The organism is Candidatus Omnitrophota bacterium (assembly GCA_028712255.1).
Lineage (GTDB): Bacteria > Omnitrophota > Gorgyraeia > Gygaellales > Profunditerraquicolaceae > UBA6249.
The window spans coordinates 77,801-92,732 of sequence record JAQTQJ010000003.1; the positions used below are offsets into that span (position 1 = coordinate 77,801).

The window sequence follows — 14,932 nt, forward strand, 5'->3', positions numbered from 1 at the left end:
TTACAACTTATACCTTTTGTTTAGAGTTAGTATCTGGGGCCTAATATGCTATACATTATTGCTACTCCAATCGGTAATTTACAAGACCTAACCTTTAGGGCGCTGGAAGTTTTAAAAAGCGTAGATTTAATTGCCTGCGAGGACACGCGGCATACCAAAATCTTGCTTATCCATTACGGGATTACTTGTCCTACCACAAGTTTTTTCCAGCACAATCGATTTACTAAAGGCGAGTATTTAATTGGTTTATTAAAAGAAGGCAAGAATATTGCTTTGGTTTCTGATGCTGGTTCTCCGGGGATTCTCGATCCCGGGTATAATCTAATTAACCTGGCAATACAGAATAATCTGGAGATGACTTTTATCCCCGGCGCGGCAGCTTTTGTCAATGCGCTGGTGCTTTCAGGAAAACCGGCGCATGAATTTTATTTTGCCGGATTTCTCCCTAATCGTACCGGTGCGCGTAAAAATCAACTGGAGAAACTCAAAAAACTAGGCTGTACCCTGGTTTTTTATGAGTCCTGCCATAGAATTCTGGCTAGTTTGGAGGATGTCAGTTTGGTGTTTGGTGACCGGGAAATCACGGTTGCCCGGGAATTAACCAAAAAGTTTGAAGAAATCCTGCGTGATAGCCCTAAAAATATTCAAGAAAAACTGAAGGTAAACAAGCCGCGTGGTGAGTTTGCAATCGTAATTTAACCTTGACAAAGAGGAAGTTGATGGTATACTTAAACCAATAAATGGACCTTTAAGCCCGGCTCTGCGAAGCTGGCAAGGTAGATAAGATGAATACTAATCTGATCAAAAAATATGAACCCTTGGCTAACAAAGCCAGGGGTATTTTATGCCGGGGGACGGTTCTCTTAAAAAAGAGAACCGTCCCCTTTATTTTAAATGAAAGAAAAAGCTAAAATTCTGGATCAGGACGGAATTTCTCGTGCGATCATGCGTATTGCCCATGAGATTATTGAGAAGAACAAAGGGACAGCAGATTTATGCATCGTAGGTATCAGGAATCGGGGGGTTTATATCGCAGAACGTATTGCCGAATGCATTAAGAAAATTGAAGGGGCTGATATTCCATGTGGAGCTTTAGATATCACCCTTTACCGTGATGATCTGGCTTTGGCTAGCGGCCAGCCGCTAGTGCGTAAAACAGAGGTAGATTTCGATATTAATGAAAAAAAATTGGTATTGGTTGATGATGTGCTTTATACCGGCCGTACAATCAGGGCGGCATTAGACGCATTGATTGATTTTGGCCGGCCCAAATCCATACAGCTGGCGGTTTTAGTGGACCGGGGGCATCGCGAGTTGCCAATACGGGCGGATTTTGTAGGTAAGAATATCCCCACTTCTAGTAAAGAATCTGTGGAAGTACATTTGCAAGAGCCTGATGGCAGTGATGAAGTGTTAATTGCGGAGAAGGAATAATGGTTTGGACTAAAAAGGACCTTTTGGGCCTGGAGTATTTAACTTACGAAGAGATTGAAATTATTTTAGATACCGCCGAGTCATTTAAAGAAGTTTCTACAAGAGAAATTAAAAAAGTTCCAGCCTTACGCGGTAAAACCACAGTGAATCTTTTTTATGAGCCATCTACGCGCACACGTGTATCTTTTGAAGTAGCTGCCAAACGGCTTTCTGCTGATGTAATTAATATTGCCACAGAGACTTCTAGTGTACGCAAAGGAGAAACATTAATTGATACTGGTAAAAACATTCAGGCGCTTAAGGCAGATATAATTATTATGCGGCATAATTGTTCGGGGGCAGCGAACATGCTTGCTCGCGCTTTAGATATCAGCGTGGTAAATGCCGGAGATGGCTGGCATGAACATCCTACTCAGGCGCTGCTTGATATCTTTACATTAAAAGAAAAATTGGGAAAAATTAAAGGTTTAAATGTTGCTATCGTCGGAGATATTGCCCATTCCCGGGTTGCCCGTTCCAATATTTGGGGGTTGACTAAATTAGGGGCTTCTGTAACGTTATGTGCTCCAGAAATGCTTATTCCGCCAGGAATTGAATTAACCGGAGCAAAGATATCCAGCAATATCGACGAAGTATTAAAGAAATCCGATGCAGTAAATGTTTTAAGAATGCAGTTTGAGCGCGATAGTGGCGCAGCATTCCCAGAACAGCTGGATTATTTTAAAAAATTTGGCATTACCGAAGAAAGATTAGCTAAAGCTAAAAAAGATATCGTGGTGATGCACCCGGGGCCGATTAACCGCGGGATTGAGATGTCTAGCGGGGTGGCAGATGGGAAAAATTCTGTAATTTTGGAGCAGGTGACTAATGGTATCGCCGTGAGAATGGCGGTTTTATTTTTAGTTAGTCAAGCTAAAGAAGCAAAAAAATGAGCATATTGATAAAAGGTGGCAGAGTAATTGATCCAGAAAACAAAATTGATGCGATACTGGATGTTTTGATTGAGGGTAATAAAATATTCAAAGTTGCTAGGAATATCCAAGCTAAGCCCGAAACTATAATTGATGCTGATAATAAAATTGTTGCTCCTGGGCTTATTGATATACATGTACATTTACGCCAGCCAGGCAGAGAAGACAAAGAAACAGTAGCTACTGCTACAGCTGCTGCTGCCAAAGGCGGAGTAACTACAGTTTTGGCTATGCCTAATACTCAGCCAGCGATGGACTGCGCAGAAAGCGTAGAGTTATTACAGAGAATCATTAAGCAAAGTACAAAAGTTAACGCGCTTATTTGCGGAACGATTACTAAAGGACGCTTTGGCAAAGAGCTAAGCGATATTGCTTCGTTAAAAAAATCCGGTGTTTACGCCATATCCGATGATGGATCTTCTGTGGATAGTGATGAATTAATGTGTGAGGCATTAAAAAAAGCAAAAGGATTAGGCCTCCTAACTATTTGTCACTCGGAAGATAAAGAGCTTGCGCAAAAAGGGCTTATCAATTTAGGCTTTAATTCTACACGTTTAGGGTTGCGTGGTATCTCCAATGAATCGGAGTATAAAAGAGTCAGGAGAGATACCGATTTAGCAAAGAAAACCGGCGCCTCAATTCATATTGCCCATGTTAGTTGCCGTGAATCTGTAGAGATCATTGCTCAGGCTAAGAAAGAAGGTGTTTTAGTGACCTGCGAAACTGCGCCACATTATTTTGCCCTGACCGAAGAGGCGCTTTTAGGATATGATACAAATATGAAGATGAATCCACCATTAAGAAGCAAAGAAGACCTTTTGGCGATAAAGCAGGGATTAAAAGACGGTACAATCGATGTGATTGCCTCGGATCACGCCCCGCATACGGAAAATGAAAAAGATATTGAGTTTGAGCGCGCAGAGTTTGGGGTAGTAGGATTGGAAACCGAGCTTTCTGTGAGCATAACCGAATTATTGCTTAAGAAGATTTTAACTTGGCCGGAATTAATAGAGAAATTTTGTTTAAATCCCGCTAAGATACTCGGAATAGATGCAGGTAGGCTAACAAAGAATGCGCCTGCGGATGTAATTATAATTTCTGACCAGCAATTATGGGTAGTGGATAAGCAAAGCCTGATCTCTAAATCCAAAAACTGCGCTTTTCTTGGTAAAACACTCAAAGGTATAGTCGATTACACAATCTGTAATGGTAAAATAGTATATAAGAGGTAAAGATGGAATTTATCGCTGATTTTCATATCCACTCTAAATATTCCCGGGCTACCAGCCGCGATATGGATATCAAGCATTTGGCTGAATGGGCCAAGCTAAAAGGGATAACCTTAATGGGCACGGGTGATTTTACCCATCACCTGTGGCTGGAGGAACTAAAACATTCATTAGAAGATTGTGGCAATGGCTTATATAAATATGCTGGTATATATTTTATGCTTACTGCGGAGATCAGTAGTATTTACTCTAAGGGTGGTAAGGGGTACCGGGTACATAACCTTATTTTTGCCCCTTCTTTTGCTGTTGTAGATAAAATTAACAACGCACTTTTTCGCCGCGGCGCGAATCTTTCCAGCGACGGCCGGCCGATTGTTGGTTTATCTGCTGCAGAAATTGCCAGGATTGTTTTTGATATTGATGAAAATTGTATGGTTGTGCCCGGCCATATCTGGACGCCATGGTTCTCCGTGTTTGGCTCAATGTCCGGATTTGATAAAATCGAAGATTGCTTTGAGGAACAGACACCCAAGATATTTGCGCTTGAGACTGGATTAAGCAGTGATCCGGCGATGAATTGGCGTTTAAGCGCGCTGGATAGATTTACATTAATTTCTAATAGCGATTCGCATTCTCCATCGAAGATTGGCAGAGAGGCAAATGTTTTTAATTGCGTGTTGGATTATAAAATAATCCGTGAAGTTTTAAAAAATAAAGATAAGCAAAAATTTTTATATACGATTGAATTTTTCCCTGAGGAAGGTAAATATCATTTTGACGGCCACAGGCTTTGCGGTATCCGTTGGTCGCCGCAAGAGACAAAAGATCACAATGGTAAATGCCCTAAGTGCGGTAAACCTGTTACCGTTGGGGTAGTTAATCGGGTGGAAAAGTTAGCTGACCGCCCAGAGGGCTTTAAACCGGATAACGCAATTCCATTTAAGAACTTAATTCCGTTTGCTGAGATAATTGCGGAAGCCAAAGGCGTAGGAAAGGCTTCTGTAAATGTTGAAAGAGATTATCTTGCTTATTTACCCAAGTTCAGTACGGAGTTTAATATTTTACTTAAAGCATCAAAAGAAGAGCTGCTTAAAAGTTTGCCTCCTAAAGTTGTGGAGGGAGTTTTACGTGTACGCGCAGGCAAGGTGAATATTAAGGCTGGTTTTGATGGTGAATACGGGATAATTTCGATATTTGATGATAATGAGCAGCAAGAAAAAACCGAGCAGCAGTTAAGTTTATTCTAGCCCCTGTAGCGCAACGGATAGCGCATCAGCCTCCGAAGCTGGTGGTACAGGTTCGATTCCTGTCAGGGGCAAAAAAGAAAGGTTATTAACAATGTAGGGGAGGCTTAAGTATCTCCTACAGTTGTGGATAAGTTAGTTTTGAGATAGCTCACAATTACGTAAGTGGAGTAAATTAACCATAATTTAGGCAAAATATTGAGTAAAGTGGAGACAAAATGAAAAAAAAGGTGGTAATTTTAGGAGGAGGTCCCAATCGTATAGGCCAAGGAATCGAGTTTGACTATTGCTGTTGCCATGCGGCGTATGCTTTAAGAGAAGAAGGCGTAGAAAGTATTATGGTTAACTGTAACCCTGAGACGGTTTCAACTGATTATGATACTTCTGACCGGCTTTATTTTGAGCCGCTTACCTTTGAAGATATTATGAATATTATTGATAGAGAGAAGCCATTGGGTGTAATTGTACAATTTGGGGGTCAGACTCCGCTTAATTTAGCTGTGCCTCTGCTTAAAGCCGGGATTAATCTTTTAGGAACAAGCGCTGATAGTATTGATATTGCTGAAGACCGTAAACGTTTTAAACAAATGCTGAATAAACTTGGGCTCCTGCAGCCGGTTAATGGAACCGCATTTACATTTGCACAGGCAAAAGAGGTGGCTAATAGAATAGGGTACCCGGTATTGGTACGGCCCTCATATGTATTAGGCGGCAGAGCCATGGAGATTGCCTACGATGAGCAGGTTTTAGAAAAGTTTATCAAGGAAGCTTCAGCGGTTTCAGGAGAGCATCCTATTCTAGTGGATAAATTCCTGGAGGATGCCATAGAAGTTGATGTTGATTTGATCGGAGACGGGGAAGATTTTATAATCGGCGGGATTATGGAACATATCGAGCAGGCGGGGGTGCATTCTGGTGATGCAGCGATGTCTCTGCCAACATATACTTTATCCGCCCAGATATTAACAGAAATTCGTCAGGCGACAATTCATATGGCCAAAGAATTAAATGTGGTGGGCTTAATGAATGTGCAGTATGCGGTCAAGGATAGTAAAGTTTATATATTAGAGGTTAATCCCCGCGCTTCGCGCACCGTGCCGTTTGTTTCTAAAGTAATCGGAGTACCGCTGGCAAAATTAGCAACCAAGGTTATGTTAGGGAAGAAATTAAAGAAGTTGGGTTTTACTAAAGAAATTATACCTGGGCACGTGGCTATTAAAGAATCGGTATTTCCTTTTAATCGTTTCCCGGGGGTAGATATAATCCTTGGGCCGGAGATGAAATCTACTGGCGAGGTAATGGGTATCGACGCAGATTTTGGGCAGGCATATATCAAGAGCCAGCTTGCTGCAGGGCAGAAATTGCCCAAGAAAGGAAATGTTTTTATTTCTGTCAACGACCGCGATAAAAGAAATATTATTTTAATTGCCAAGAAACTAAAAGATTTAGGTTTCAAAATATACGCTTCCAGTGGAACAGCTCAGGCATTGGCTAAAAGTAATATTGCGGCCAAAGTTTTACCAAAGATTTCAGAGGGTAGGCCTAATGTGCTGGATTTAATGAAAGAAGGTAAGATCCAGCTGGTGATTAATACTCCATCAGGGAGGATTCCGCGGCTGGATGAGGTAAAAATTCGCTCACAGGTTATTTTGCATGGTATACCTTATAGTACGACTATTTTTGGCGCCCAAGCTACGGTAAACGGAATAGAGGTATTGATGAAGAAAAAACTTAAAGTCAAATGTTTACAGGAGTATTATAAAACAAAACAGTCATCTTGAGTCTGCCTGTGGCGCACTCCTCAGAATGATGGAGCTAGCGATATTATGCCAGAACTACCAGAAGTTGAGACAATTAAGAATGACCTTAAACAGGTAATTTTAGGCAAGAAGATTACCAAGGTCAGCGTGCATAACCCAAAGGTTATCCGCCAGCCAACGCCGGCAGTGTTTATTAAATCCTTAGAGGGACAAACCGTAAAGGGTATTTTACGCCAAGCCAAGCTTTTAATTTTTGAATTATCCAATGGTAAATTTTTGACTGTTCACTTAAAAATGACAGGGCAACTGGTTTATCCCGGAGGGGCAAAGGAAAGCCGGGTAGCAATTCATTTTACCGATGGTTCTATTCTAGATTTTAATGACCAGCGCTTATTTGGCGAACTGCGCTTGGTAGAGGATTGGAAAAAGTTAAAATTTATTCAGAATCTTGGCCCGGAACCATTTGGTTTGACTTTAACCGATTTTAAGGTTATGCTCTCTAAGAGAAAAACTAAAATCAAGCCTTTGCTTATGGACCAATCATTTATTTCCGGGATTGGCAATCTCTATGCTGCGGAAATTTTATTCCGGGCAAAGATTAATCCGCAAAGGCCTGCTCAAAACCTAACTGAAAACGAAATTAAAGCCTTACATAAAGAAATTAAAGATGTATTAACTAATGCGATTAAGCATGGAGGCTCTTCGGTAGATAATTATGTGCGGGTTTCCGGTAAGCCGGGGGATTATGTCAGGTTCCACCGGGTTTATGGGCGGCAAGGTAAGCCTTGTTTTGTCTGTAAAAGCCTGATTAAAAGGATCTCTCAGGGGGGTAGGGGAACCTATTTTTGCCCTAAGTGCCAAAAATGAAAAAGCGCCTTAAGATTAACGGAATAATTATGGTCTGCGCCGGAATCGGGGTTATATTGTACCCTAATGTTTTTTTTCGGAGCTATTCGGTAGGTTTTTGGGAAAAGGGTTTAGGCATTATTGGTTTTTCACTTATTCTTCTGGGGCAGATTATTCGCGTTTGCGCCCGGGGATATAAAGCAGAAAATTCTCAGGACAGCCAGGCATTAATACAGGGCGGGCCATATCAAGTGGTACGTAACCCCATGTATGTAGGGATATTTTTAATCGGGCTTGGAGTGGTGTTAGCGGTTTTTAAATGGTGGGCAGCAGCTATTTTTATTATAGTTTTCATTATTCGTTATATTCTGCTTATCTATAAAGAAGAAAACAAACTCTTATCGATGTTTCCGGATTCCTACCCGGAGTATTGCCGTAAGGTCCCCCGTATTTTCCCTTCCCTATCCACCATAATTAAATTGGATATTATTGAGTACCTGCCGATAAAAATAAATTGGTTTCAAAAAGAGATTGGTTCGATTCTTGCGTTACTTTTATTAGTTTTGTTAGTTGAATCCTTGAGGGGGATTTCCAAGGTTGGATTAAAGGCATATCTTGCACAGTCTACATGGTTATTTATACCATTTATTTTATTTACAATTTTAATAATTTTACTTAATCAACGGATGCATCAAAAAAAGTAATAGTTCGGTGTTTAAAAATAATCGTGTCATTGCGAGCCCGAAGGGCGAAGCAATCTTTTAAGAGATTGCTTCGTCGCTTCGCTCCTCGCAATGACACTAATAGCGTCTTCCAAGAGTTAAGCTGTTAACAAAAAAATGAACCCAGTTCAAATAAAAGCTAAAATAATTTCCAATAAAAGATTTAAAGAAAATTACTGGCATTTGGAATTTGAGGCAGGAATAATTGCTAAAAATGCTTTACCGGGGCAGTTTGTAGATATTAAGGTTGGCGATGGATGCGAGCCCTTATTAAGAAGGCCTTTGAGTATTCATGGAGTAAAAGGTGTTAAAGTTAAACTTTTTTATGAAGTTATTGGAAGGGGCACCCAGATTTTATCCACAAGAAAACCAGGGGAGTTGTTGGATATTATTGGCCCGCTAGGCAATGGTTTTAATTATAGGCAGCAGGCTAAAGTATCTGAAATTAAAAATATCCTGGTTGCTGGGGGTATGGGGGTTGCTCCGCTGTTTTTCTTGGCTCAAAAAATAAAGGTAAGTAAGCCACTGGTTTTAATCGGAGCTAAAACAAAAAGGCAAATTCTCTGCGCACCGGAGTTTAAAAGGTTAGGTTGTATTTTAAAATTAGCTACCGATGATGGCTCAGCGGGATTTAAAGGCAAGGTTACAGATTTATTACAAATTATTTTAGAACAAGCCAAGCCGGTAAGATTATTTTCTTGCGGTCCAGGCCCAATGTTAAAAGCGGTAAGTGAAATTGCCAATGAAAATAAAATCCATACACAGCTTTCTTTGGAGGAGCATATGGCTTGCGGTATCGGTGCTTGTTTAGGTTGCGTTGTGGCTACTAAAGGCGGCTATAAAAGGGTTTGTAAGGATGGCCCGGTTTTTTCCAATGAGGAGTTGGCATGGTAAGGAAGGCTAAGCCAGATTTAAGCGTAAGTATTGGAAATCTTAAACTGAAGAATCCGGTAATGGTAGCCAGTGGTACTTTTGGTTACGCCGAGGAGTTTAGGGATTTTATTGATTTAAAAAAACTGGGTGCAATTGTTACTAAGACTATTACTATTAAGGGCCGCCAGGGTAATCTTGCCCCTCGTACTTGCGAAACTCCTGCTGGTATGCTTAATTCTATAGGACTAGAGAATCCCGGTATAGATAAATTTATCAAAGAAAAACTTCCTTTTTTAAAGAAATTAGCCATTCCAATTATTGTAAGTATAGCTAGCGAAGAAAGCCCGGAGGAATTTGCTATTTTGGTTAAGCAGCTGGATTTGATAGATGAAGTTTCCGCAATTGAATTAAATATATCATGCCCTAACCTGCAAAAAGATAAACTTATTTCCCAGGATGCTTCCGATACTTTTAAATTAGTCAGCGTAGTACGTAAGATTACGCAAAAATGCCTAATTACTAAACTGTCCCCCAATGTCACTTCGATTTGTGAAATTGCGCAAAGTGCCAAAGATGCAGGAACTGACGCGTTAGCCTTAATTAATACGCTTGGTGGTATGAGTATTGACGTAAACAAGCGTATTCCAAAACTAGGCGCATGGGTGGGCGGTTTGAGCGGACCGGCAATCAGGCCTGTTGCGGTTAAGATGGTTTGGGAAGTATATAATAAAATTAAAATTCCCATTATCGGCATGGGTGGTATAATGGATACAGAAAGCGCTTTGGAGTTTTTTATTGCCGGCGCTACAGCTGTGAGCGTAGGAACCGCAAATTTTATTAATCCTCAAGCCAGCCTTGAAATTATCGGGGGGTTAAATCAGTACATGACAGACAATGATATTGGGAATTTAAGCGGCATAATTGGCAGATTAAAAACATGCAAAAATTAAACTCTCCTGAGATTATACTCGCCTTAGATGTAGACACTATAGAGAGTGCAAAAAATTTTGTAGACAAGCTTTATCCCAAAATTAAAACTTTTAAAGTTGGAAGCCAGCTTTTTACCGCCTATGGCCCGGAGATCATCCGTTTGCTGCATGAAAAAGGCGCTACGGTTTTTCTGGATCTTAAATATTTTGATATCCCCAACACTGTAGCCGGGGCTGTGGCTGCGGCAGTAGGCCTTAAAGTAAAAATGCTTACTTTGCACATTTGCGGCGGGGAAGAAATGATCAAGGCTGCCGTAGATTCGGCAAAAGCGCAAGCACAAGCGTTAAATATACCCAAACCTTTATTGATCGGGGTAACGGTTTTAACCAGTAGCGCGGCAAAATCGAAAGACGTCTTAAAATTGGCACAAAAAGGAATAGATAGCGGTTTGGATGGTATAGTCTGTTCTGTTGTCGAGGCCGCAGCCCTGCGTAAGAAAATAAAAAAAGGATTTTTTATAATTACTCCCGGAATAAGGCTGGCTAAAGCTGTTACCGATGATCAAAAGCGCACAGCCACGGTAAAAGAAGCGGTAGATGCCGGAAGTGATTTTTTAGTTATCGGAAGGCCTATATTGAAAGCGGATAATCCAAAGGCACAAGTAGAAGAACTTTTGGGAGATATACATGGCTAAAGAAATTAAGGACTTAATTGCAAAAATTCAGACAGAAGGTATAAAAATAGCTGAGGATAAAGCGAGAGAAATAGAGGCTAAGGCGCATGCCCAGGCGCAACTTATTATTGTTCAGGCGCATGCCCAGGCAAAAAAGATTATTAGTAGCGCGCAGGAGCAAGCAGATAATACTAAACGCTCTATGGAAACTTCTCTTGCTCAGGCGGGCCGCGATTTTCTGATTACATTGAGAGCCCGAATTAACGCGGTTCTTGATCGCCTAGTGGCAGAGAATATCCGTCAGAGCCTGACTCCGGAAGAGTTATTTAAGATCATTTTGGCATTAATTAAAGGGGCTTTGGGTAAGGAAGGTTTGCAGGTTATTGTCACTCTCAGCCACGAAGACCGCAAGCATCTGGAGAAATTTTTCTTAAAAAAACTTATTGAAGAAACCAAGTCGCAGATTATGCTTAAATCCAGCGATGAGCTTGGTGCAGGGCTGCGCATTAGTTTTGATGCCGGGAAATCGCATTTTGATTTTTCCGATACCGCTTTAGCCGAATATATTACCGCAAATATCAGGCCTGAGTTAGGCCGGATACTAAAAACAGAATAAATGCCGAATTTCTATATTTATTTAATTTCTAGCCTGCCGATGTTACATTTTACGGTAAATCCAACAATTAGTTTGGAGGTTTTTCTGGATCGCTGCGCCCAGCTTATTCCAGAGAAGGATCTGGATTTGATTAAACAGGCTATTTCTACCGATGCTTATGCTTTGGATTTACCCCAAAATAATATACTTTTGAAATGGAAAGAATTTGATCTGGCGCTAAGAAATGAATTGGCTCGCGCCCGGGCAGCCCGTAAAAAGATTAACTCAGAGAGGTTCTTACGCCCAGGTGCGCCTTTTGATATAAATATAACACATATTGCCCAGGCAAGTTTACGCCAAAACTCTATTTTAGAATCAGAAAGGTATTTGGATCTTGAGCGTTGGCAGTTGCTGGATAAATTAGCTATGGGGCATTATTTTGATTTCGATTTTCTTTTGATTTATGCTTTAAAGTTAGCTATCCTGGATCGCTGGGTTAAAATTGGAAATTCTGATAAAGCAGGGCTGATTGAAAAAGTATTGGCGCATTAATTTATGATGAATAAAAGAATAGGGCATATAGCGGAAATCAACGCAAATATGGTTACTGTTAAACTGGATGACTTTGTTATCCAGAATGAGGTGGCTTATATCCTGCATGGAGAACAGCGCCTGAAAGCAGAGGTAATTCGTGTCAGAGCTAACTGCGCACAGATGCAGGTATTTGAAAGTACCACAGGCCTAAAAGTAGGTGAGCAGGTTGAATTTAGCAATGAGTTACTTTCTGTTGAACTGGGCCCTGGATTATTAGGCCAGATTTTTGATGGCCTTCAGAATCCGCTCCCTGCTTTAGCCAAACAATGCGGGTTTTTCCTTAAAAGGGGTGTTTATTTAGAGGCGTTAACAGAAACAGAATGGGAGTTTACTCCTTTAGTAGAAACCGGCGCGAAGGTTTTAGCCGGTAGTAAATTAGGATTTGTTCCGGAAAAGGTTTTTAAGCATTATATTATGGTGCCTTTTGGGTTAAAAGGAGTTCTGGAAGTAGTTGAAATATCGAGCCGGTTAACCCGCAAGATCCATGAAAGAATTGCTGTTCTAAAGGATCAATCCGGAAAATTACATGACGTTTTTTTAAAGCAGAGCTGGCCGGTTAAGGTTCCTATCCAGGCGTATGCTGAAAAATTACAACCTAGCCAGCCGCTAGTAACCAAAATGCGCCTGATTGATTCTTTATTTCCGGTTGCCCGCGGCGGAACTTATTGTATTCCCGGGCCATTCGGCGCGGGAAAAACTGTTTTACAACAATTGACTAGCCGGCATGCTGAGGTTGATATCGTAATTATTGCGGCCTGCGGCGAACGTGCCGGAGAAGTAGTGGAAACGCTAAAAACATTTCCAGAACTAATTGACCCGCGCACCAATAAGCCGCTTATTGACCGTACGGTGATTATTTGCAATACCAGCTCTATGCCCGTCTCTGCCCGCGAATCCAGTGTTTATACTGCAGTTACCTTGGCAGAATATTACCGTCAGATGGGTTTGAGTGTGCTTTTATTGGCAGATTCTACCTCGCGATGGGCCCAGGCTATGCGCGAGATGTCCGGAAGGCTTGAGGAGATTCCCGGGGAAGAAGCATTTCCCGCTTATCTTGAATCGCGTATCGCTTCTTTTTATGAAAGGGCTGGATTGGTTAGGTTACATGATGGCACATTTGGGTCTGTTACTATTGGAGGGGCAGTTAGCCCGGCAGGCGGAAATTTTGAGGAGCCGGTTACTCAGGCTACCCTTAAAGTTGTAGGGGCTTTTCACGGACTTTCCCGCCAACGCTCCGACGGCCGCAGGTATCCGGCAATTGACCCGCTAATTAGCTGGAGCAAATATAAAGGTTTTATCGACGATGAAAAAGAAAATTCCGCTCATGAGGCTTTACGCAGGAGCCATGAGATTGCCCAGATGATGAAGGTTATCGGAGAGGAAGGTACCTCGCTTAAGGATTATATCGGATATCTCAAGGGCGAGTTTTTTGACTCTGTTTACTTGCAGCAGAATGCTTTTGACGCAGTTGATGAGGCTACTTCCAAAGAAAGGCAGCTTTATATTTTTGATTTTATCCATGATATCCTGTTTGCTGATTTTAAATTAGAAAATAAAGAAAATGCCCTGCATTTTTTCCAAAAAATAGGGCAGTTATTTCGTACCTGGAATTCAAGCCTTTGGAATAGCGCAGAGTTTGAGCGCATCGAGGAAGAGATCGCTATATTGCTGGAAGAAAAAAGAATACCGATTGAGAAATGAAATGCAGAAAGTCTATACTAATATAATCCAGATTGCCGGAGACGTAATTACTGTTGAAGCTGAGGGCGTGGGCTATAATGACATTGCCCAGATTACTTTACGTTCCGGAACAAGCCTGGCTCAGGTTATCCGTATTAATGGCAAGAGAGTATCTCTGCAGGTTTTTGCGGGAAGCCGTGGGATTTCTACGGGTGATAAAGTACGTTTCTTGGGGCATTCGATGCGCGTGGCTACCGGAGATAATTTATTAGGGCGCATATTTAACGGGAGTGGTATACCTTTGGACCGGGGACCTGAGCTTTCGGAGAACTTGGTGGATATCGGAGCGCCTCCGGTTAATCCTGTAAAAAGAATTATTCCCAACAAAATGATCCGCACGGGGATTCCTATGGTTGATGTTTTTAACTCTTTGGTTGAATCCCAGAAGTTGCCTATTTTCTCTATTGCCGGAGAGCCTTACAACGAACTCTTGGCCAGGATTGCCATTCAAGCTGAAATTGATATTATTATTTTAGGTGGCATGGGTTTAAAATATGATGATTACCTGTTTTTTAAAAACACTTTAGAACAGCACGGAGCTTTAAGCCGTTCAATATTTTTCATGCATACCGCATCCGATCCGGTAGTAGAATGCCTTCTGGTTCCGGATATCGCTTTGGCAGTAGCAGAAGATTTTGCTTTAAAAGGTAAGCGTGTGTTAGTTTTATTAAGCGACATGACCAATTTTGCCGATGCCTTAAAAGAGATATCCATAACTATGGAGCAGGTTCCTTCCAACCGTGGTTATCCTGGAGATCTTTACAGCCAGCTTGCCAGTCGTTATGAGAAAGCCGTGGATTTTGACACTGCAGGTTCTATTACGATTCTTGCGGCTACTACTATGCCGGGCGATGATGTAACGCATCCTGTGCCGGATAATACGGGTTATATTACCGAGGGCCAGTTTTATCTAAAAGGCGGGGTAATCGAACCCTTTGGTTCGTTGAGCCGGCTTAAACAGCAGGTAAACGGAAAAACTCGCGCCGACCACCGTACAATCATGGATACAATGATTCAGCTTTTTGCCAGTTACCGGGAGGCTCTGGAGAAACAGTCGATGGGGTTTCAGATGAGCGCCTGGGATAATAAACTGCTTAAATATGGTTTACTTTTTGAGAAGAACATGATGTCGCTTAAAGTAAATATTCCTTTGGAAAAAGCCCTGGATTTAGGTTGGCAGATTTTAAGCGATTGTTTTGTCCCTGAAGAGACCGGGATAAAGCTTTCCATTATCGAGCAATTCTGGCCTAAAAAGCAGTAGATAGAAAAATATGGGGACGGTTCTCTTTTTTAGAAATATTTTGTAATAAAAAAGAGAACC

14 protein-coding genes, 1 tRNA gene and 1 pseudogene are annotated in these 14,932 nt (G+C 41.4%); all 16 read left to right on the forward strand.

Annotated elements, in window-relative coordinates:
* Positions 1–45: 45 nt before the first annotated feature.
* A complete protein-coding gene (gene rsmI, locus PHC29_02525) occupies positions 46–699 on the forward strand; it encodes a 16S rRNA (cytidine(1402)-2'-O)-methyltransferase (GenBank protein MDD5108371.1) in 654 nt (217 codons plus the stop codon).
* A 195-nt stretch (positions 700–894) separates the two neighbouring features.
* Positions 895–1,434 carry a bifunctional pyr operon transcriptional regulator/uracil phosphoribosyltransferase PyrR gene (gene pyrR, locus PHC29_02530; protein MDD5108372.1) on the forward strand — a complete coding sequence of 180 codons (540 nt, stop codon included), beginning with the start codon at positions 895–897 and terminating at the stop codon, positions 1,432–1,434.
* A complete protein-coding gene (locus PHC29_02535) occupies positions 1,434–2,366 on the forward strand; it encodes an aspartate carbamoyltransferase catalytic subunit (GenBank protein ID MDD5108373.1) in 933 nt (310 codons plus the stop codon). The genes pyrR and PHC29_02535 overlap by 1 nt, the downstream gene beginning before the upstream one ends.
* A complete protein-coding gene (locus PHC29_02540) occupies positions 2,363–3,637 on the forward strand; it encodes a dihydroorotase (protein ID MDD5108374.1) in 1,275 nt (424 codons plus the stop codon). The genes PHC29_02535 and PHC29_02540 overlap by 4 nt, the downstream gene beginning before the upstream one ends.
* Before the next feature lie 2 nt (positions 3,638–3,639).
* Positions 3,640–4,881, forward strand: a complete 1,242-nt coding sequence (locus PHC29_02545; GenBank protein MDD5108375.1) for an endonuclease Q family protein — start codon at positions 3,640–3,642, stop codon at positions 4,879–4,881.
* Positions 4,881–4,952 (forward strand) — tRNA-Arg (locus tag PHC29_02550). The genes PHC29_02545 and PHC29_02550 overlap by 1 nt, the downstream gene beginning before the upstream one ends.
* A gap of 147 nt (positions 4,953–5,099) precedes the next feature.
* Positions 5,100–6,659: pseudogene (gene carB, locus PHC29_02555) on the forward strand (carbamoyl-phosphate synthase large subunit).
* A 45-nt stretch (positions 6,660–6,704) separates the two neighbouring features.
* Positions 6,705–7,505 carry a bifunctional DNA-formamidopyrimidine glycosylase/DNA-(apurinic or apyrimidinic site) lyase gene (gene mutM / locus PHC29_02560; GenBank protein ID MDD5108376.1) on the forward strand — a complete coding sequence of 267 codons (801 nt, stop codon included), beginning with the start codon at positions 6,705–6,707 and terminating at the stop codon, positions 7,503–7,505.
* Positions 7,502–8,188 (forward strand): isoprenylcysteine carboxylmethyltransferase family protein, encoded by a 687-nt coding sequence (locus PHC29_02565; GenBank protein MDD5108377.1) that lies wholly within the window; start codon positions 7,502–7,504, stop codon positions 8,186–8,188. The genes mutM and PHC29_02565 overlap by 4 nt, the downstream gene beginning before the upstream one ends.
* Before the next feature lie 135 nt (positions 8,189–8,323).
* Positions 8,324–9,100, forward strand: coding sequence for a dihydroorotate dehydrogenase electron transfer subunit (locus tag PHC29_02570; protein MDD5108378.1), 777 nt, complete (start codon positions 8,324–8,326; stop codon positions 9,098–9,100).
* Positions 9,094–10,029, forward strand: a complete 936-nt coding sequence (locus tag PHC29_02575) for a dihydroorotate dehydrogenase (protein ID MDD5108379.1) — start codon at positions 9,094–9,096, stop codon at positions 10,027–10,029. Before PHC29_02570 ends, PHC29_02575 begins: the two co-directional genes overlap by 7 nt.
* The gene (gene pyrF, locus PHC29_02580; GenBank protein ID MDD5108380.1) at positions 10,017–10,703 is read left to right on the forward strand and encodes an orotidine-5'-phosphate decarboxylase; all 687 of its coding nucleotides are present in this window, start codon (positions 10,017–10,019) and stop codon (positions 10,701–10,703) included. Before PHC29_02575 ends, pyrF begins: the two co-directional genes overlap by 13 nt.
* Complete coding sequence (locus PHC29_02585) at positions 10,696–11,298, forward strand: hypothetical protein (GenBank protein ID MDD5108381.1); 603 nt, start codon at positions 10,696–10,698, stop codon at positions 11,296–11,298. Before pyrF ends, PHC29_02585 begins: the two co-directional genes overlap by 8 nt.
* The gene (locus PHC29_02590) at positions 11,299–11,829 is read left to right on the forward strand and encodes a DUF2764 family protein (protein ID MDD5108382.1); all 531 of its coding nucleotides are present in this window, start codon (positions 11,299–11,301) and stop codon (positions 11,827–11,829) included.
* Positions 11,830–11,835: 6 nt separating this feature from the next.
* Positions 11,836–13,572 carry a V-type ATP synthase subunit A gene (locus PHC29_02595; protein ID MDD5108383.1) on the forward strand — a complete coding sequence of 579 codons (1,737 nt, stop codon included), beginning with the start codon at positions 11,836–11,838 and terminating at the stop codon, positions 13,570–13,572.
* A gap of 1 nt (position 13,573) precedes the next feature.
* Positions 13,574–14,872, forward strand: coding sequence for a V-type ATP synthase subunit B (locus tag PHC29_02600; GenBank protein MDD5108384.1), 1,299 nt, complete (start codon positions 13,574–13,576; stop codon positions 14,870–14,872).
* Positions 14,873–14,932: the final 60 nt, after the last annotated feature.